Genomic DNA, 20,694 nt, shown 5'->3' with positions numbered 1-20,694 from the left:
TTATTGACAAAATACTCAGTTATATTACTTAGCTAAATCCAGTTACCGATCAAAACAAAGCCAGACCAAAAGAACGGTTCGTGGAAATCAGTTTGGCGAATTAGGCTAATTTGTGCTTGTCTTAGTGCTTCGGCTTTAGTGATTTTGGGTTGTCGCAGTTGCTCATAGAAGCGAGTCATTAGCATCTCGGCTGCCCGATCTTTAACGGGCCATAGGGTGGCGATAGTTGAGCGAGCGCCAGATTTGACAGCCAAGCCTGCTAGTCCCAGGACGGCGCGATCGTCTCCTGCTGCTGTATCACAGGCACTTAGTACCAGCAACTCGATGGCTTTCGATGGATCGCTACCCCGATTTTTTAGGAGTTCAGATAACTCTTTAACATTGACTTGTCCATCCCAAGTGAGCAAGAAGGTATCTTCTAGGCGGGAACTAAACTGTCCGTGGGTTGCTAGGTGGACAATACCTGCACTACTGGATTTCACTTGTTTAGCGAGGGCTTGACTAGTAAATTCCTGGTTTAGCAACACAGAGGACGATACTGACTTGGAGATTTGTTTCACTTCTGATTCCACGGCGGGCAAAGCACTAAAGCCAGCGCGAGATTGGCTAATGCCACCAACGATCGCATTCATCTGGTTTTGATGAAGCGATCGCATCGCCATCAGTTGCAATCCTGGCGAGAGCGCCACAGCATACTTCTCAATCAGATATTGCTTACCGTCAAAAAGAGCTGCAATGGGAATATTCCGCAATCGACCATCCAAAACAAACACCAATGTTTTGGTATCAATCAATGCTTGATCTGCTTCCTCTGGACGAATCAACCAACTATAAATTTGTTGAGACAATCGATCTCTGTCTTGGGAATCGGAAACAGGGTTAAGAGCAACCAAAAAATTGTCTAGAGTCTGCTCAATTTCCGCTTGAGGTTTGTGAGTAACATAGGAACGGAGTGGTTGCCCTGCTTTGGAGAGAATTACTGTTAAACGATCTGGCAGGATGATTGGATAAATGACGGTTGCAGTAGGATCAACCTGATCAATTTGTTGAGTTTTATCTAAACAGGCTTCCCGAAAAAAGTTATCGAGTTCCGCAATTTGAAGTGCCTCAATCAATTCACGAGCTTGTATTAGTTCTGCTTGACTAGGTTGATTCTCTAGAAGTAAATCAACCAGTTCCCGGTAGACAGGCTCCACACTAGTGCGAAAAGAGAACTGGACATCAGGGTTGATAGCCACCAAATCTGCCCGCAGTGCCTTTAAGGCGTTGACTGCTTCTGTATAGGCGGTAATCGCTTTTGAGCGATCGCCTTGTTGTTTATACAACTGTCCCACCTGCCAAGCAGATTGAGCAATGATATCGTTAGCTTGGAGTTGGCGGGCAATGTTGAGGGATTTCTGAGTTAACTCCTGCGCTTCGGATAATTGCTGTGTACGCTGATAGAGTTTTCCCCACTGATTTAGTGCATGAGCTTCGGCTTGAGTATCCTGGATTTGCTGTGCAGATTTGACTGTGACTGCCATCAGTTGCGCCAAATCCTTCAGCGGTAGGATTTGCTCACGATTTGACTGACGATCTAGGGTGGCAACAAAATTGATTGCTGCGTAGAGTGAGGTGTGACTGGGGGGCAGTTCCTGGAGTTGTTGGAGTAGTTGAGGTGCGAGTGGGTTAACAAACTCCAGTTTGTCGTAATTGAGGAAAAGTTTGAACTGAGCTAAACGCGCTTGTAACTGATCGCTTGGGTTAGTTGTTAAGAGTTGAGCCTGTTCAAAGTAATTTAATGCTGATTCTGGATCTTCCAAGTCAACGGCAGTTTGACCGAGGCTTATAAGGATAGAACTCAAATGGGGTTTCGCTGCAATTTTCTGGGCGATCGCTAAACTTTGCTCTAAAATCTGTTGACTTTTACTAGAATCGCCAATTATTTGCAAGGCTAAACCAAGCGATCGCAGTCCGCTAACTTTGATTTCATTATCCGGCAACCCTTGGAGTTTTTGAGTCAGTGCCTCTAACTGTTGTTTAGAACGGCGATAAAATCCTAAAGTTTGTAAAGCTTGTGCCTGGTTGATTTGACTACCCAGGCTTCCCATTGTGTCGCCTGCTTGCTCATAAAATTTTTGAGCTTGTTGCCAACTTTCGAGGGCGGTTTCGGCTTTGCCAGTATGCAATTGCAAATTTGCTTGGGTATTGAGTGCTTGTGCCCAGAGAATTGCATCAGCAGAGGGAATGGAGGTTTGCAACAGTTTCAGACTTTGCTCAATGGACTGTTGGGCTGCTTGCCATTGATTAAGCTCCTGTTGTGTCAGTGACAGGTAACTTAAACTTAGAGCTTCGCCCTGGCGATCGCCTTGGGTATGATACTGTTGTGCTGCCGTTTGCCAAATCGTCACTGCTTCTGCAAAGCGTCCTGAATGGTAGAGGTTTCGTCCCTGTTCTAGCCAATTGGTCGGTTGAGAAGTCGATGCTGACACATTCAGGCTAGAAGTTGTTGGTACTGGTAGAGACGCTCTAGTAGGTGTAATGGTTATTGCTAAACACAAGCTCAAAATACTCAGACTGATATATAGCCAACGAAGTTGTTTAATTTGGAAAATCATAAGTAATATCACTACAAACGTTAATTGTTTTGTATACTATATCACCTTAAATTTTAATCAACTAATGAAGAGATGTCCTGCACATCTATGTCATTGACTCGCAGATTGACACTGCCAGCAGAACCCTGACCCAAACTTGATGAGGTGATCTGTCCTCCGTTGAAAACCCGCAGGCGATCGGCTTGTAGGTTAATATTCCCACCCTGAGCAACCGCATCCTTAGCTACTGCAACGGTAATACCACTAAACGTCTTGCTAAAACTATCGAATACCGGATTGCTAACTACTACTTTCGTAGACCAAATATTCCCAATAAGTCTACGAATTCTGTGGTTTGGAAGTTAGTGTTACCGAAATGGTATTTTCGCTAACATCATCAACTTTTACGAACGGCAGCACAGGTTAAAGATGGTTGTACATACGCTGGTTTAACCGCAATCAATTCAATTTTACCGTCAGCATTGCGATGCCAGGTTGTGGCTTCGACGAGAACCTTTGAGGATGCTGGAATCTGGACATTTAGCTCACCAGTTTTGCGGGAAGCAGACAAATCTCGTATATCATCCCAGGTACGTAAGCGCAGCCCATCGTAGACATCGCTTGTCACCTGATTAGGATTTTGCGGCACACCACCTCGTCCCGTTGCCACAAAGCGGCTGCCTTCACTATCCGCGCAGCCTGTAGCAATTTGCTGGGATGGATCGGTGACATTTGCAGGCAGTTCGACTAAACCCGAATTTGGATCGATACCGATAGTATTAACTTGAACCGTGCCACTTATACCAAATTGGGAACTGGCGGTGATGTCACTGTCAGGAGTGAGTTGGTTGCGGAACTTCAGCCCAAAGATGCCTTGAGTAGTGATTTGGATATTACCACCTCTGCCTTGTACTGCATTGGCAATAATGTCGCTGTTTTTTAAGCCGATGATGATGGGTGCATTGATGTTTATATTACCTCCATTTCCTGAACCGCCAGCTGTTGAGGTTATCAAACTATTGTCTTGCAGAAGCAACAGATTTTTGGTGGACAATTTAATATTGCCACCATTACCGGAGTCTGTTTGTGCTTGAATAAACCCTTGATTCTTTAATTGGATAGTATCTGCACTAATATTAATATTGCCACCATTTCCACTACCTTGACTGGTGACACTGACTGTCCCGCCATCCATCAGCGTTAAGTTCGGTGTCGTAATGCTCAAAGTACCGGCATTCGCTGTTAATATATCTGGCAGACCGAATCGTTTGCGCACTAATGGATCGGGTCGGATTGTGGAGGCGTTAATGCTACTATTAGTTGCTCGACCTTGACCACTGATAACGATCGCTTCAGTAGCATTGATACTCAAATCTCCCCCATTACCTGCAAAAAATGAGGTGGTAGCAACTGCTCCCCCATCCAGAATTTGCAATTTAGCAGTATTCAGGGTCAAGTTTTTGGCACTTCCGGTTGCAAATGTAGTTGAGCTAATGTTGCTATAAAGTCCAGACGGACTTTCTCCCATCACCGTGGTGTTGGTGTTACGAATCGTCACTTTACCGCTAGAACCACTGCCAAAGGTAGCCGAAGATAGTGAGGCACCGCTTGATACTAGTAGACTATTACCATTGACGAAAACATCACCAGCATTTCCAGCGCCTAGTGTAGTAGTGTTTACCGTGGTGACGTTAGCAGGATTATTGGGTGAAAAGCCAGACAGTTCAATGGCGGTTGCATCAATGTAAATATTGCCACTGGGAGATGCTCCAAGAGTTGTGCTATTCAACCCCGCTCCCGACTTGATAGTGAAGTTGGGAGTAATAACGCTGATATTCCCACTAGCTCCCATACCCAAAGCATCACTACGCACTCCACTCTGAATTGTGCCATCAGCTGTTTTGGCAATCAGATTAATGGACTCTGTAGCCTGAAGGCGAATGTCACCACCGGGGAGATTGCCAAAATTTTGCGCCAGTACCAGAGAGCCATCGGTGAATTGAATTTGCCTACCCTGAATTTGAACCGAACCTGCATTCACGCCGCTGATATCTAATAGCGATCGCTGTGCCAGCTGAATATCGCCAAAGCTTTGTACATTCCCATATCCCAGTGTATAGCCCTGTGCGGTTGATATCAGGTTTACTAATGCTGCACCGCTTACACTACCCAATTCAACTCGTCCTCTTTCAGCGATCAGGTTTGCCCCATTTAGATGTATGTCGCCACCCACTAAAGCTAGGGTGTTTCCCGGCTTTACCCGCAGTTTTGTAGAACTGGGAATCTGAATTGGGGGAACCAGAGCCAGTCCACTGACATTCCTCAAAGTATGTCCTGTACCTTGAATGTTGATGGGTGCGGGATTGTTACCCAGTTGCAACCCAATGGGAACATTGATGCTCAACAAGGGCGCAGATTTAGAATTAATTACACTAAACTCAGCGCCATCGGCAAATTTAATACTGCTGGCAGTGCTACCAATAAATGAACCCCCAATGTTTAGTTGGGCATTGGCTCCAAAGATTATCCCACTAGGGTTGATCAAGAACAGACTGACGGGGTTGTTGCCGTTAATCGTCTGAATCAAGCCATCAATGCTAGAGATATTACCGCCAGTAACACGGCTGAAGATGTTAGAAATGTTGGGCGTGTTCGTTAAATCAAAAGTAGCCGAACCGCCAGTGGGAACCGAAAACTGCTGGAAACTGTGAAATAAGTTACTGTTGGCGGCACTACCGTTAGTAATGGTAAAATTATTACCACTTTGGGAGACAGCAGTATTGAGGGTGCCATCGGGAGTTAGCTGGGCACTCACAGAGGCACACCAAAGGAGCATCCCACCTGTCAGCATTAAATTAATCAAACCCCAGCAAACAGAAGCTGCTTTCATCGCTCACTTTCTATTAATAATATATATAGGGTTCCCTAAACGGCATTATATTCATAGTCATAGGGATTATTGATTGCCTCAAAACGCTGAATAACTTACTGAGAAGTACAGTCCATTTTCCTGGAGCGATCGCCTTTCACCGTCCACTGAAATCAAAGGAATGCCCCAATCTACGCGGGCCGATAAGTCATCACCCTGTTTCCATAACAGCCCCAACCCAGTACTAACAAGCGTACTTGGTGATGGATTTTCGCCTTTGGTATTCCAGCCTTTACCTACATCAATGAAGGGTGTCAGTTGCAACACTCCGCCAATTTTAGCAGCGCGGACAATTGGTACTCGAAATTCCGCCGAAAATAACATACCATTATCTGTGAGTAATGCATCTTGGCGATAGCCCCGTACACTTAGCTGTCCACCAAGACTAAATTGCTCTAAAGGCACTAAAGAATCTGCTGCCAATTGGAAATCGCCCCTAGCTAAAAATAGAGTGTCCGGTGCTAATTGCCGTACCCACTGCGCCTGCCCCCGCCACGCGAAAAAGCGGCTATCTGGTTCATTATCACTGACATTAGCATCGAACCAATCTACACCAAAACTCAATTGCGATCGCGCCGCAAATACATACTGGTTGCTTTGCTGGATATATTCTTGAAAAAAGCGCAGGGCAGAAATATTGGTTTTTCCGTTCGCATCTGCACCTGGGGAAAGCCGAAACGGCCCAATATTATCAATACCTAACTCAGTTTGGCTTGACTGGCGCGAAAACGATAGCCCCACTGCCAACTCTTGGGTTGGTCTTTGCACCAGTGGTTGCCGATAGCTCAATTCGTAAGAGCGAGTATTTGACTGGATATCAAGGACACTGAATGGTTCCTCAATCACGTGGTTCCATCCTTGGTTAAAACCGAAGGATACAGTGCCATTGCGGGCATTAATTGGCAGCGTGTAATTGACATTGATTGTATTACTGCCATCGGTATTGGCATATCCTACGCTCAGTGTATCGCCCAAACCCAATAAATTGACTTCTTGCAGATCCACTCCCCGGCGAAAACTGCCCACACTTGGCGATCGCCCATTATCCACGCTTGCTGTCAGCTTAAAAGTTTCTGCTTCTTTAACCTCCACTTGCAACACATTAGTTCCCGGTTGCACGCCTGTCTGCAACTCGGCTGACAGGTTTTTAATCCGCGGATTGAGACGGAGTAGTTGCAGCTTTTCTATTAGGTGTGGTATATTTAACGGTCTACCTGCACCAAGTTTAATGCGATCGCGAATGTATTGAGTGTGTAATCGCCTATTACCGACAATCTTAATTTCTTGCAAACTACCCTCAATCACCTGAATTTTGATTGTCCCAGCTTCTATTGTCTGTGGTGTAATCAATGCGCCTGTGGTGACATAGCCGTTATCAGTGTAAAGCTTGGTGATGGCATCTTTAACTTGCAACAACTCTGCAAATGTCAGTTCTCGTCCCACAAAGGAATTTGTGACAGCGGCAAACTGTTCTGCTTTGAAAACTGTACTGCCCAAAACTTCAATGCGATCGACCCGAAATTTGGTATTAGGGTCATTCTGCTCCAGAATCGGCTGATTCGGTAGTTTTAGGGATGGAAGCAATTGATTCTCGTCTGGTGGCTTGGGTAGCACATCCGACGATAACGGGGTGTCAGGAAGATCATCTAACCGACCTGGGGGTAACGTCTGAGGTTCAGGAGTTTGGGCGATTGCATCCTGATAGTTGCACAATATTGCGGCGATCGCAAAGCTGAGTGTTATAAATCCAGCACAAATCCTGAGTTCGCCCACAGACTTGCTTACCTTTGGCTGATTTTTAACCAAGGTTTTTCTAACCATTATTTGTAATTGAATAAATTAGGGATTAAATTCTTAATACTTTGGGAAGTATAAGTAAATAAGTGGTAAGTATTATATCTAGCTTAAAAATATTCCGAAAAGATCAGTAATATTACTATTTGTCAAAAAGATTCAAGAGCAAAGCTAGAGACAGGAATGTTATTCTACCCGAAAAAATGGATAAATTACTGGTTAAAGACACCCACAAAACTTTAAATTTGGTGCTTTACAAAACGTTTACAAACTCGCTACCGCTACGGATAAGCAAGCTAGTACCGCAAGGCAAAATTAAAAATTAAAAATTAAAAATGAATACAGCATAAGGTTTTCGTTGATTTGGAATGATTGGTTTATTTCCGCCGTGTTGTACTAGTAAGAGCATCTTGATTCTGAATTCTACCTTTTATTCAATTAATTTGATATTTTTAATGATGCAAGTGCATCAGATTGCACCATATCCAAAGCAAAAGTCAGAGCGAAGATTTACTCGGCTCTGAACTTTGTAAGAGAGTATTCTTATTTCGATTCCCTAACTTTAATTATCGGGATTCACTGTTAGCTGATAACTGTTAAGCAGCATATTTCACTGGCAAATTAAGATGTACTTATCCTGATTTGATTTTTTTGCAGTCTGATTCACGAGGTTTCAGAGGCTTTTTCATCTTTAGGATAAAGAGAGCGAATTAACTCCCGAATGACATCAGTTGCTGGTCTCCCCGTTGTTAAACAGTATTGTTCAAGCTTCTGTGCCTCACCTGATGTGAGATTGATTGTGAGTCGTTTAACAGCCCATTTTTTATTCATGTACTAGACAAGCTATGTTTTTAAACTACTTCTCTAATATCAATCATCTAAACTGCTCTTACAATGGTATAAGTAATGACATTTATTTCAAGTAATCATGAAGCTAAATAGGATATTTCTCCAGGCAATAGTGAAGAGGTGAAGTAGATTATAGATTATAAAGTTCAGCTACTTAGTGGGCAGTAATTATAAATAGAATGTAAAAATAACATCAAATATATCAATATAATAGCAGTATTCTTACATAAGAGTTGAGGATAAGAATATACAAAAAGTTGGCAGTCCTAGCAAATAGAATTTGCGACTACATACATCAAATCCACCTCCCAATACTTGTCGGGTTTTGGGGAAAAGGAAAAAAATCTTTAACCCAACCCAGCAACCTTTTCCCAAAACCTAATTCAGAATTAAAAATGCCTAACCGAGAAGTATTGACCCACCTCCAAAGGTTCTAACCCCTTAATTTTCTCTTAAACTGCCCGGTGGTAAGGACTTGCCTACGTTTTTGTCATAGGGAATTTCATTTTTGCAATCTTTTTCAAACTTAGTTGGTTTTAATTGTTAATAAGTCATGTGTTAATAATGTATCGGCAGCAGATTTAATCACATCAAATGACATACCCGACCTTTCTGCAATATCTAATAGAGTATGCTGACCGTCAGATAAATTTAAAACCCACAGGATTGCCATTTCATTTAGCCCGCTATCTTTGCTACCACCAACTGCCCGATATATTCCTCTTTTACCTAACTGTGGCTCACATTTGGGATTTTTGTTGTAGTAGATTTCGTTATTGTTGAGGATATACAACATCGAATTACATTGAAAAAATGACTCGGCAAGATATTGGGGTTGAACGAAATTTAAATCATCTGCTGAGGTATGGTATTCAGGAAAACTACCATGAGGCGATCGCATGAAGCAACCTACAGCTAAATTAAATCCAGGCGAGCAATATTGTCGCTCATCATAGCCATAGGGGAAGAAATCTATAATTTTGTGATCTTGTTTTGAGTTTTTGAGTACATAAGCAGCAACTTTATCGATTTCAGTGTCACCTCTACGGCTTTTTTTGTAGGTAAAGTTGCCTGCATCTCCTAAACAAGTTAATACTAAGCCATGTTTAATGTTATTGACTTTAGCTTCATTGAGAGCCAACCATGTAATTGAGCCAATGGTTCCGGGAATCCAGAGAAATCTATAGGAATATCTTGGTGTAGTTTGACTTAAATATTTAGCGATAAAAGTAGCGATCGCAATTCCTGAAAGATTATCATTACACAGTGAAGGATGACAGGCATGGCAAGAAATCAAGACTTCATCAGTACTGTCTCCGGGAATATAATACTCGCCATAAGTCAAATAACCTGGTTGCAGAGAAGAATCAATACATACTTCATATTCTTCATCATTTAGTTGCAAATACTGATTGTGAGTCAGGCAAAAACCCCAACTTTCCTTGTAATATGATGTTCGATAAGGAATCCAATTAGGATAATCGGCAAGTGTAAATAGATGTGATTTAAGTTCTTGAAGAGATATTTTTTTATGTATGGGAATACTATAGTTAACAACGTGCAAATTTGAATTATTAAAATCTACAATTTTTTCACCTTGAGAGTTTTTAATATAGGCATCTTTAATATTCCACTCATTAGGAACTGTCCAATCAAATACCTCTGTTCCTGTTGGCACTTCATGAACTGACAAAGAAATATACTGCTGGAGAATTTTTAAAGTTTCTCTAAAACCATCACCTGTAATACTACGACAAATGGGATATAAATCAGAAATTAGTTGGTAAATTTCTAGACTGATATCCTTTAAGTTAAAAGAATTTTTTAGATCGACTAAATTAATATTCTGAAGTCTATCTGCAACCATAAAGCGTCATTTTGAATTTTGAATTGTTAATGATGTTTTGTATACCAATTTACAGTCAATTCCAAGCCCTTCTTTAGAGAAATTGAAGGTTGCCAACCTAGTTTATCGTATGTATAAGCCGTATCAGCTACTCTTATTTTTTCCATCGGCCGCTCAGGCAAAGCACCAAATAGTGGCTGGATTTGAGGGTTGACTAGATTAACAAGCTGGGACACAACTGCATGAATGGGTACTAGTTCTCCCGAACCTAAGTCGAATGTACAACCCTCTACACTAGGAACTTGTGTTGCAGCAAGAAGTCCTGCAATCACGTCATCGATATAAATCCAATCAACTTGACGCTTTCCACTACTAAGTTTTGGAGCTTGCCCTTGCAACAAGGAAAGAATAACAGAAGGAATGATCTTAGACACATTTTGCCCTGGTCCATAGGTCATAAAAGGTCTAACAAGAACTACAGGTGTCTGATATAGTCGATGGAACATCCGACCATAAGTACTACTAGCAAATTTAGCAATAGCGTAAGGAGAAGAAGGAACTACTTCAGGACGATCTTGTTCTGGTTCCTCTAAAGAAGCTATTAACACAATGCGACTACAGCCAATTTCGGCAGCTATCGTCAATAAGTTAATAGTACTAGTCAGTAAACTGTGAAAGGTAGGCAATATGAACTCTAGATTAGGAACTGCTGTCACAAGACCGGATAAATGGAAGATTAGGTCAGGTTTAATGCTGTGGAAAAGATTTTGAACAAACTTAATGTCTTCCATGTCGCCGTGCCACCATCGCAAGCAGCTGATATCAGAAGTATGAAAACTGCGAGAAACAGCATGTACTTCTGCGCCATTGTGGCATAAATGACGGACTAAATGAGATCCTATAAATCCGCTAGCACCTGTAATTAGTATTGTTTGTCCAGACACTTTTTCAACAGAGTTTACCATTTATTGCTCACAGATTGGATGGAAAACAAAAGTTCTTCTACAAGAGATTGTTTGTTGTAGACAACAACAATGTGTCAGTAATCGGGTAGAAGTCAGTGCCTCGTAAAAAGTCGCCTAAAGAAGTTCCTGTACAAGCTGAATCAATATTTGGCGCACCCTTTTGAGCTATGACATCATCAAAATGTACAGTTCTAAAGTCAATACTGAAACGGGTATAGCCTGATGTGTTGGGAATAGTGGAGTGCATCTGCGCTCCTGAAAAGAGAATCATGCCACCGACTTGTGTAATTAACCGCAATTGCGGCTCCATTTCTAAAGTTTCTTCTGCATGGGGTTGCTTGCGTGTATCTGTTTTAATGTGCTGTGCCGCATTTTTGCGACTTTCTTTAATCCACTGAGCGTAGTTATAATCTCTTGAGCTATTTTTAACTGGTTGACTCCAGTAGCGCGGATGGAATGCCATCGCATTCTCTGGGGTAATATCGTAGACAGGAATCCACCAGTTGATCTGGCACATAGGAGCAGAATACCAAGTGTCACGATGAGGATGGAAAGCGTAAGCAATACCAGCAGTCAGATAGCGATCGCTGGTTGCTGTTCTTAGGCGAGGTACATCGAAATAGGTTTTGTTCAAGTCACATCCACTTTCTTTCAAGATGCCTTGAATGAGTTGTTTAGATTCAGGGTGATGGATAAAAGTTGGCTTGAGTTGTGCTAAAATTTCAACGTATTTCTCTACAGGCAGGCTATGTTGTGCTTCTCTCGGATCTAAAGGGGCAAATGCTTCTTCAACCAGACCACGAGCAAAATCACATAGTGCGATCGCACTGGCGCAAGGAGAAAAGACAAACACTTGTCCATTATAAAGATGCTTGCGTCTGATTTCATCACTAAAAATCGAATCAAAATAAATTGTACTCACTTCGCCCTCATCTGCTGTAACAAAGTTTGAACACAGTATTAACTATGAAAATCAAAATTTAATTTTTCAAATTTTGATTTTCCGTGTCTCTGCGCCTCTGTGCGTTCCTAATCCTATATTTACTCAGCAACTATATATTTTTAAATTGATCTTAAAAGTCTTACATCACCGTAGTCGTTACAATTTTTTTCGATTTAAATAAACTCCAAGCCCGATCTTTATCCGAAATTTCAGTCACAGATAGAGGCCATTCAATACCAAAAGCTGGGTCATCATAGCGATACCCGCCAGCATATTCTGGTGCATAAAAATCACCCATTTGATACATCACCTCCGTCTCATCGCTCAGAGTTTGAAAACCGTGAGCACACCTATCTGGGATATAGAGAGCAAGACGATTTTCAGCAGTTAACTCTATACCAATATGAGATAAATAGCTAGGAGAATCTGGACGCAAATCGATGATTACATCATAAATAGCCCCCCTGATACAACGCACTAATTTTGTTTCCTGAGAAGGAGGCATTTGATAATGCATACCCCGCAACGTTCCTTTTTTATAGTTAAAAGATAAATTGCATTGGGCAATAGTAGGTTTTAAGCCACGATCTTGAAATTCCTGAGTACAGAAACTCCGAGCAAAAAAGCCGCGAATATCTCGGTGCAGTTCTAAATCAACAATAAACGCTTCTTTTATTTTAGTTTCAGTAAATATCATAAATTTACAAACCTGAGATTAAATTCAAATTTTAATTTTTCAGAAAAATATTTTTCGACAGTAAAATGCTTCTGCATATTTACTCGGTGAATTTGATTCAATCCCCCGAATTCTGAGAATTGAACGAAAAGTCTCTTCTGTAAACCACTGCTTATTATTCTGAGTAGCAAACGCATCTAAAATATATTGAATTTTTCGGCGGCAGAGTGTTTTATTTAAATGAACAAAGAAATTAGGAATACCCAAATCACCATCATATTTGGGTATTTCATATTCTAAAATTAAATGATTTCTAAAGGTATTCCAAGTAAAGTCAGAAATTAAGCGATGATCTTGATGGCGATCGTCTCGGTGATGAGTAAAGATTATATCTGGTGAAAATTCTTGCTTCAACTGTTCAAAACATTCCTTCACCTCTATCCCTTGAAAAGGTAGAAAGCCATCTCGAAAATTTTTAATGATAATTTTCTTGACTGGGATTTCTTCTAAGAAGAGATTAGCGCTTGTGGTTGCTTCCTCTGCTCTTTGCTCATTGGAACTGAAGACAACCCAATAGATAACAACATCTTGATAATTCTCTATCAGCTTTAAGATTGTGCCTCCACAACCAATCTCGATATCATCACAATGAGAGCCAAGACAAAGAATTTTGTACTCAGATTCTTCTATTTTATTCAAACTAAGTTGGATCATACATGGTCGACTTGTACTTGTTCATCTCCCCAAACTTCCCAAGGTCTTTTACCTTGAGCATACATATCATCCAACTGTTGTTTCTCTTTAAATGTATCCATTACTCCGAAAAAGCCAGTGTATTTATATGCAAAAAGTTCTTCTTTCGCAATCAATCTTTGAAAAGGCTCCATGACCAGTTCTTCACCATAATTTATATGGTCAAAAATCTCTTTTTTAAAAATAAAATATCCTCCATTAATCCAAATATCACATTGCTTTACATCTTGAATATTTTTTACCAAACCATCCTCTTGCATATCAACTAAGTGAAAAGTTTGGCTTGGTCTGACAGATAAAAAACTACCAATCTTATCACGCTGATAAAAATTATTAATATACGTTGGTAAATGTAAGTCTGTCAAACCGTCACTGTAGTTAGCTAAAAATACTTCTTCTCCTTCTAAATACTTTTCTACTGCCTTGAATCTTTGTCCAATATTGGCAGTTAACCCTGTATCTACAAATGTGATATTCCAATCTTGAATATCCCGATTAAATAACTGAATTTGGCTACCGTTGGAAAGGCTAAAGTTATTAGAAAGCCATTCATTGTAATTTAAAAAATAACTTTTAATGAGGTCGGCCTTGTAACCAAGACATAAGATAAAATCTTTGTGCCCATAATGAGCATAGTATTTCATGACGTGCCATAATATTGGTCTATAACCAATATTCACCATTGGCTTAGGAATACTTTCTGAATATTCTCTCATTCTGGCTCCTAAGCCACCGCAAAATAAAACTACTTTCATGTCACTTACCCCTTTTTGACGAGCAAAAATATTAAATACTTAAGAGTAGACATTAACTTCAGGAATTGGTACAACAAATTGACCTCCCCAATCCCGAATGTAAGCCATTTGTATCATAATTTCATTTTTCAGATTCCAGGGTAATATTAGTATATAGTCAGGCTTTGTTTCGGCAATTTTGTCTGGATGAAAAATCGGAATATGAGTTCCTGGTAAAAATTGACCCTGTTTATAAGGGTTACGGTCTACTGTATAGTCAAGAAAATCTGTGCGGATACCGCAATAGTTTAAGAGAGTATTTCCCTTACCTGGAGCACCGTAACCAACAATCGATTTTCCCTCTCGCTTAACTTTGATCAAAAAATCTAATAAGTTGCGTTTAGTTTCTTTAACTTGTTCCCCAAAGGAAAAATAGTATTCTAATTGCGTAAAACCAGCCGCTTCTTCTCTATTTTTCAGTTCTGATACTTGGTCGCTAATAGGTTTAGAAGAGTCTTCGTTGTGGCGGGCATAAATTCTCAAAGAACCACCATGAGTGGTTAATTCTTCTACATCAAAAATTGTCAAGCCGTGAGCAGCAAAAATCTTGTCTACAGTAAGAAAGGAAAAATAAGAGAAATGCTCGTGGTAAATAGTATCAAACTGATTTTCCTCGATTAACCGCATCAGGTGGGGAAACTCCATAGTTATTACACCATGCGGTTTGAGGATAATTTTCATTCCTTTGACAAAATCATTGAGATATGGGGTGTGAGCAAGAACATTATTTCCGAGTAATAAATCTGCCTGTTTGCCCTTAGCAACCTGTTCTTGCGCTGTCTCTTGTCCAAAAAATTTGACAACTGTAGGAATACCTTTTTTAATTGCTACTTCAGCAATATTTGCTGCTGGCTCTATTCCCAGCGCTGGGATGCCTTTGGCAACAAAATATTGCAGCAAGTAGCCATCATTACTAGCAATTTCTATTACCTGACTTTCCTGGTTTAATTGGAAACGTTCTACTACTAAATCAACGTATTTTTTGGCGTGTTGTAACCAGCTATCAGAGTAGGAAGAGAAATAAGCGTAGTCGCTAAAAATATTTTCTGGACTAATGTATTCTTGGAGTTGAACTAAAAAACATTCCTCACAAACATAGACATGGAGAGGATAAAATGGCTCTACTTCATTGAGTTCTTTGAGACTGCGATAACTTTCGCAGGGAGGAGACATACCTAAATCTATAAAGGTATGGTGTAAGCCTGTTCCACAGAATAGACAATTACCAGTTATTAGCTGATTATTTGTTGGCTTTAGTAAATTCATAACTTATTATATAAAATTTTTAAACAGTCTGCCAGAAGAAATCTCGATCGATTTGCTGAGTGCGTATGAGGTATTCCAGTTGTTTCAGGCGAGTAAAGCCTCTAGACTCAAATATTCCTCTATCCATATCAATTTGCTGGAAGACATTATATAGTTGTTGGGCACCGCGTTGGGCATCCCATTCACATTTGAATCCTGGTAAGTTTTGGTTAATTTTATTAAATAAAACCCGATAGCTGCGGTTATCAGGATCGTGTTTACCAAAGCTCAATTCACAATCTGTAAAGACATCTGCAACTATTTGAGCAATTTGTTTGACTTGATAATTGCTATTTGTATCACCAACATTGAAAATTTGGTTATGAATTACATCACGCGGAGCTTCTAAGGTACAGATAATTGCTTTGCAGATATCCAATAGATGCACTAGGGGACGCCAAGGTGTACCGTCGCTGTTCATCTTGATTTCTTTAATTGTCCATGCCCAACCGGCTAGATTGTTTAAGACAATATCAAAACGCATTCTTGGAGAAGCGCCATAGGCTGTGGCATTTCGGAGAAAGGTAGGAGAAAAGCTATCATCAGCAAGGAGTTTCACATCCTGTTCGACAAGTGCTTTGCATTTGGCATAAGCTGTTTGAGGATTGATGGTAGACTCTTCGCTAACATAGTCTTCAGTGGCAAAACCATAGACACTGCATGATGAAGTATAGACAAAGCGTTGAATTCCAGCTGCTTTCGCCAGTTTCGCTATATGTATCGAGCCTTTGTGGTTGATATCGTAGGTGATATCAGGGGCTAACTGACCTAAAGGGTCGTTAGAGAGTTCTGCCATGTGAACTACTGCTTCTACACCTTGCAGGTCTTCTGTTGTAATGTGGCGGATGTCTTTGTTGAGCGTTTTGGCAGTTACCTTGGTGCCGTTATATAGCCAACCTACTTTATAAAAGCCAGTATCTAAACCAATAACTTCATGACCTTCTTGAATCAACAGAGGAGCTAATAATGAGCCGATATAACCTTCAGTTCCAGTTACAAGTATTTTCATATCCTATAGTGCGATCGCAGTTTGTGGGGATTTTAATTCAGTAGGAGTATTGTCTGGAATATTTTCTCTAGGAATAGCAAGCAACTTGGTAGCAATCTCATTCCGTAAGGGAGCAGCTTCATCTTTAGTCAACCAAGCAAATAACTTGGCAATCGCTTGAGGAGAACAATCGATTTTTAGAGCTTCTTGGAGCATACGCAAAGCACCAGTCAAATTACCAGCTCTTAGAGGAATGATTACCTTACTTTCTAGAAGATATTCAAAGTTATAGCTACGGGCTTTTGCTGTCATCTCTGTACAAAGATCGTCTGGAAGATAGCTCTCTGTAATCTCGATAGCACGGCGAAGAAATACTGCATGATTTCCTGTCAAAAAAAGATCATTCGACATTTTGTTAGTGTACCAACTTGTATCTACGCGATAACAAGCCAAAATTTTTGGTTCATACCAACAATCATAAAAAGTAGCAATCCGTTTACACACTTCCCACCCGTTAAGATCGCTCAACTCAGAACAATATCCCCCTAGTCTTTCATAGGTTTGCCGACGAACAACTATTGCCGAGGGTCTCAACGGATTTGTCACTACAATCTGTAACAGCCAATCTTGAATAATACCTCTGTGCTCTCCATACCAGTCACAAATATCCCCTTTGGAAAGAAATACCCCTTTTTCGTTAATATTATCAAAACCTGTGAAAGCTGTTCCAACACAATCCGAACAATCTTCTAGACTCTGCTTGAGTTGGGAATAAAAACCAGGGAGAACATAATCATCATCGTGAAGTATGTGAATCCATTGCCCTCGACTGAGTGTAATCCCTGTATTATGGTTTCCCGCTAACCCAATATTTTGCGAATTTCGGTAGTAGCTTACTATACCTCTGCCAATAGAATTCACTAGATCGAAAAGTGGCGGCGTACTGGCATTATCCATTACCAGAATTTCCATTTCTTCTTCTCCAGTCCATTGTGCTAAAACACTAGCTAGACATTCGAGAAGATAGTCAGTACGTTTATATGCAGGAATCACCACACTCCAGAATGGCCTCTTTTTTTCACTAGCCACAACGGCTGGAATTTTGGGAAACTTATAATTTCTCACAATTACTTCCTCTTGAGGAAGCTCCGGTGTAATCGGCACTTCCTCATGTTTGTCGGTTTCTGCATCAGCTACAAACGCTTTGAGGTAGTGGGGATTGGTGAGCCTCAACCCTTGTTGATAGGCAGATATTGCTTCTGGTAATTTGTTTTGATCTTGGTAAATTTTGCCTAATTTGAAGTAAATTTCTCCGTTGTGAGGATAGAGTTCCAATATTTTTTGATAAGAGGCTACTGCCTCTTCAAAATCACCTTGTTGTTGAAGCGCAATTCCCAAGTTATAGTGAGCATCAAGCAAATCAGGCTGTAAAGCGATCGCAACTCGATAGTAAGCCACAGCAGTCTTTAAATCTTTTACTTGGTGCCGACTTCTGCCTAACTCATTGTTTAACTTCCCGTATTGAGCCTGTTGTTGGGAAGAAAGCTTTCCTTGGGCGTGCAATGCGTTACCCAAATTCGCGTCAGCTTCAATACAGTTGGGCTGTAACTCTAATGATTTTTGATAGCAAGCAACTGCCTCTTCCCATTTGCCTTGTAGTTGCAAGGTATAGCCAAGGTTATTATAAAGTGGCGCCGAGTCTGTCTTTAGTGCTATGGCTTGCTGATATGCTTCCACCGCTGCTGGTAACTGACCTTGGGCTTGATATAAATTACCTAGACTGAACCAAGCCTTGACGGAGTTGGGCTGAATCTGGAGGAGTTCATTTAAAAACTGTTCAGCATTTTGGAACTGACCGACCTGCTGTGCCAGTATGCCTAACCCATATAAAGCTTCTGGATGGTTAGGCTCTTTTTCCAAAATCTGACGGTACAGTTGTTCGGCTTTGGTTAAATCATTGGCTCTATGATGTTTAGATGCTATTTGAAGAGATTCAGCAATTGTTGTCATTTTAAGTATTTTTTATTATTTATTACTCCATGTTTGCTCATTTTCTAGAAAGTTATAAAAAGACGGAACGTAAAAATAAAGGTTATAGCGTTTGTCCCAGATTGCGATCGCTATTATCCAAAAAACTTATTTCTACGTCATTTACCAATTTCTCTAACTTCAAAAAAAATGGGCGAACTCCCAGTATTTAGTTAAGGTTTTGACTATCTAATTATTGAGAGGCAAAGAGATCAACCTGAAGGCGATCTCATCCCTCAAAGGAGTGGCAATATCTGTTCTCAGCCAAGCAAATAACTGTGCTAGTGACTCAGCAGACTGATCGATTTTGAGAATCTCTTCAAGTGTGCGAAAAGCGCCAGTCAGATGACCAGCCTTGAGAGGAACTTCTGTATCTGCTAAACAACTAATGAAGTAATGTTTACGTGATTGTGCTGTAATTCCTGCACAAAGATCGGCTGGAAGATAGCTTTCAGAAATTTCAATAGAACGACGGATAGATGCTACCCGATCTCCAGATAAGGAAAGTTCAGTTCTCATACTTTGAGAATGCACGCGATAATGAACCAAAATTTCTGGCTCGTACCACCAATCATAGAAGGTAGCGATCCGTTTATAGAGTTCCCAGTCAAGAGTAGAGGTTAATTCTGGATGATATCCACCTAGCCGTTCATAGGTTGTTCGACGAATCACAACAGCAGGTGGATTCAATGGGTTTGCTACACCAACATATAGTAACAAGTCTGAAACTATACCTTTATCTGTCCCGTATAATTGTTGGCGGAAAGTAATTTCTCCTGTTTCATTGATATTTTCATAACCTGTAAAAGCTGCTCCAACGGAATCTGGACAACCTTCGAGACCTTGCTTGAGGCGAGTATAAAAACCTGGCAACACATAGTCATCATCATGAAGTAAGTGAATCCACAATCCTCGACTATTAGTAACTCCTGCATTCCAAGTTCCCTGCTGTCTGAGATTTTGCGGATTGCGGTAATAGCGTACTATACCTCGCCCGATCGCATTTACTAGTTGATACAGAGGTGGCGTACTTGCATCATCAATCACAAGAATTTCCATTTCCTCAATACCTGACCATTGAGCTAGGACGCTGACTAGGGACTCTAGCAGATAGTCAGGACGTTGATATGCAGGAATAACCACACTCCAAAATGGTCGCTTGTCTTCTGTTTCCGATACTGGAGGGATTAGTGGAAAGTAATATTCACCTATTTGCACCTCTCCTTGAGGAAGTAGGGGAGTTGCTGATATCTCATCTTCGTTTTCTTGGGTAGCTGCAAATGCTTTGGCATAATGTAGATTAATCAGCTTTAACCCTTGTTGATAAGCAGAGATCGCCTCTATTAAATTATTCTGCTGTTGGTAAATTTTGCCTAAATTCAGGTAAACTTCTCCATAGTTGGGATTAAGTTCCAAGAGTTTTTGATATGATGCGATCGCTTCTTCAAACTCTTCTTGTTCTTGCAGCGCTAACCCCAGGTTATAATGAGCTTCTAAGAAATCTGGCTGTAGTGCGATCGCTTGCTTGTGACAAGTAACAGCATTTTTCAAATCCCCTGCTTTTTTCTGGACAACACCCAATTGATTATTTAATTGTGCATAGTACATTTGTTGATTGCTGGAGAGCTTACCTTGAGCGTGTAACGCATTGCCCAAATTAGCCTCTGCTTCTATAAAGTCTGGCTTTAACTCTAGAGCTTTTTGATAATAGTGAATTGCTTCTTCAAATAATCCTTGTTGTTGCAGAGTATAGCCCAAGTTGTTGTAAATTGGTAGTGAGTTAGGTAATAAAACTAAAGCTTGCCGATAAGCTTTCTCTGCTTCGGAAAACTGTTCCTGAACTAAATGCAAATTACCTAAACTGAACCAAGTTTTAACAGAATCTGGTTGAACTTGTGAAGCCGCACTTAGCAATTTTTCAGCCGTTTGAGGTTGCCCCATCTGCTGCGCTAACATCCCTAAACCATATAAAGCTTCAGGGTTATCAGGTTGTTTTTGCAGAACTTGACTATATAGATGTTCCGCCTCCAATAAACTATTGTCTCGTTGCTGTTGATCTGCTAGTTCGAGGATTTCAGCTACTTCTATTTTATCTAGCGATTTAGCTTTATCCTTGTCATCTGACTGATGCGTTTGTACCGCAATTTGAATAAGAGATTTAACTTTAGATTCTGAAATATTCGTAGTATCCATAACTATGTAGTATCTATAACTATATTTAATTTGATATTAGATTGTTATAGATTAC

At 40.6% G+C, this 20,694-nt stretch carries 14 protein-coding genes; all 14 read right to left on the bottom strand.

What is annotated here, in order from left to right:
- Positions 1-32 precede the first annotated feature (32 nt).
- The 14 genes from HWQ42_RS14035 to HWQ42_RS13970 all read right to left on the bottom strand — a co-directional run bounded on the left by HWQ42_RS14035 (position 33) and on the right by HWQ42_RS13970 (position 20,639).
- A complete protein-coding gene (locus tag HWQ42_RS14035; protein WP_292812950.1) occupies positions 33-2,597 on the bottom strand; it encodes a CHAT domain-containing protein in 2,565 nt (854 codons plus the stop codon).
- A gap of 376 nt (positions 2,598-2,973) precedes the next feature.
- A complete protein-coding gene (locus tag HWQ42_RS14030) occupies positions 2,974-5,466 on the bottom strand; it encodes an S-layer family protein (RefSeq protein WP_292812947.1) in 2,493 nt (830 codons plus the stop codon).
- A 78-nt stretch (positions 5,467-5,544) separates the two neighbouring features.
- Positions 5,545-7,326 carry a ShlB/FhaC/HecB family hemolysin secretion/activation protein gene (locus tag HWQ42_RS14025; RefSeq protein ID WP_292812944.1) on the bottom strand — a complete coding sequence of 594 codons (1,782 nt, stop codon included), beginning with the start codon at positions 7,324-7,326 and terminating at the stop codon, positions 5,545-5,547.
- Positions 7,327-7,962: 636 nt separating this feature from the next.
- Positions 7,963-8,130 carry a CopG family transcriptional regulator gene (locus HWQ42_RS14020; protein ID WP_292812942.1) on the bottom strand — a complete coding sequence of 56 codons (168 nt, stop codon included), beginning with the start codon at positions 8,128-8,130 and terminating at the stop codon, positions 7,963-7,965.
- Between the two features lie 544 nt (positions 8,131-8,674).
- Positions 8,675-10,015: a DUF4910 domain-containing protein gene (locus HWQ42_RS14015; RefSeq protein WP_292812939.1), complete on the bottom strand. Its 1,341-nt coding sequence runs from the start codon at positions 10,013-10,015 to the stop codon at positions 8,675-8,677.
- Between the two features lie 26 nt (positions 10,016-10,041).
- The gene (locus tag HWQ42_RS14010; RefSeq protein ID WP_292812937.1) at positions 10,042-10,959 is read right to left on the bottom strand and encodes an NAD(P)-dependent oxidoreductase; all 918 of its coding nucleotides are present in this window, start codon (positions 10,957-10,959) and stop codon (positions 10,042-10,044) included.
- Between the two features lie 37 nt (positions 10,960-10,996).
- Complete coding sequence (locus HWQ42_RS14005; RefSeq protein ID WP_292812934.1) at positions 10,997-11,881, bottom strand: hypothetical protein; 885 nt, start codon at positions 11,879-11,881, stop codon at positions 10,997-10,999.
- A 160-nt stretch (positions 11,882-12,041) separates the two neighbouring features.
- Complete coding sequence (rfbC, locus tag HWQ42_RS14000; protein WP_292812931.1) at positions 12,042-12,599, bottom strand: dTDP-4-dehydrorhamnose 3,5-epimerase; 558 nt, start codon at positions 12,597-12,599, stop codon at positions 12,042-12,044.
- A 39-nt stretch (positions 12,600-12,638) separates the two neighbouring features.
- Positions 12,639-13,292, bottom strand: coding sequence for a PIG-L deacetylase family protein (locus HWQ42_RS13995; protein ID WP_292812928.1), 654 nt, complete (start codon positions 13,290-13,292; stop codon positions 12,639-12,641).
- Complete coding sequence (locus tag HWQ42_RS13990) at positions 13,289-14,086, bottom strand: sugar phosphate nucleotidyltransferase (RefSeq protein ID WP_292812926.1); 798 nt, start codon at positions 14,084-14,086, stop codon at positions 13,289-13,291. The genes HWQ42_RS13995 and HWQ42_RS13990 overlap by 4 nt, the downstream gene beginning before the upstream one ends.
- Positions 14,087-14,125: 39 nt before the next feature.
- Positions 14,126-15,391, bottom strand: a complete 1,266-nt coding sequence (locus HWQ42_RS13985; RefSeq protein WP_292812924.1) for a class I SAM-dependent methyltransferase — start codon at positions 15,389-15,391, stop codon at positions 14,126-14,128.
- Between the two features lie 19 nt (positions 15,392-15,410).
- A complete protein-coding gene (locus HWQ42_RS13980; RefSeq protein WP_292812920.1) occupies positions 15,411-16,439 on the bottom strand; it encodes an NAD(P)-dependent oxidoreductase in 1,029 nt (342 codons plus the stop codon).
- Positions 16,440-16,442: 3 nt separating this feature from the next.
- The gene (locus HWQ42_RS13975; RefSeq protein ID WP_292812917.1) at positions 16,443-18,428 is read right to left on the bottom strand and encodes a tetratricopeptide repeat protein; all 1,986 of its coding nucleotides are present in this window, start codon (positions 18,426-18,428) and stop codon (positions 16,443-16,445) included.
- Positions 18,429-18,635: 207 nt separating this feature from the next.
- Complete coding sequence (locus HWQ42_RS13970) at positions 18,636-20,639, bottom strand: tetratricopeptide repeat protein (RefSeq protein ID WP_292812915.1); 2,004 nt, start codon at positions 20,637-20,639, stop codon at positions 18,636-18,638.
- Positions 20,640-20,694: the final 55 nt, after the last annotated feature.

The sequence above is a fragment of the Nostoc sp. JL23 genome (assembly GCF_017115065.1).
Lineage (GTDB): Bacteria > Cyanobacteriota > Cyanobacteriia > Cyanobacteriales > Nostocaceae > Nostoc > Nostoc punctiforme_A.
The sequence above is the reverse complement of the archived record's forward strand: the minus strand, read 5'-3'. Positions and strand labels throughout refer to the sequence as shown.